Below are 527 nucleotides of genomic sequence, written 5' to 3'. Positions count from 1 at the left end.
TTGGGCGTGATGGGTATCGTACCGGGCATGCCGCATTTTGCTTTCTTAACGTTGGCCGTTGCTGCTGGCACGGGTGATTACTTAATTGACAAGCGTCAGAAGCAGAAAGCAAAAGAACCAGCATTACCTGCGAAAGCAGAAGATGGCAGCGAGCCCATTTCTCAACGTGAGTTGTCGTGGGATGACGTTCAACCTGTTGATATTATTGGTTTAGAAGGGGGGTATCGATTAATCCCGCTGGTGGATCGTGACCAAGGCGGAGAGTTATTAGAGCGCGTGAAAGGCGTTCGTAAAAAGCTCTCACAAGATTTTGGTTTCTTGATCCCAGCTGTACACATTCGCGACAACCTTGAGCTGACGCCAAACAGCTACAGAATTACCCTGATGGGCGTTGCGGTGGGTGAAGCGGAAATCCGCCCAGATCAAGAACTGGCGATTAACCCTGGTCAGGTTTACGGCATGATTGATGGCGAACCGACTATGGACCCGGCATTCGGCCTAGAAGCCGTGTGGATTCGTGAAGAGCA

The 527-nt window shown here is 50.9% G+C and carries 1 protein-coding gene; it reads left to right on the top strand.

The window, feature by feature from the left end; all coding sequences use genetic code 11:
- Positions 1–527 (top strand): FHIPEP family type III secretion protein (locus tag R7O13_RS30640; protein ID WP_318305693.1); only part of this gene is annotated, 527 nt, incomplete at both ends.

The sequence above is a fragment of the Vibrio sp. Y176 genome (assembly GCF_033438945.1).
Note: the sequence above shows the minus strand (reverse complement) of the source record. Positions and strands in the feature narration are given on the sequence as shown.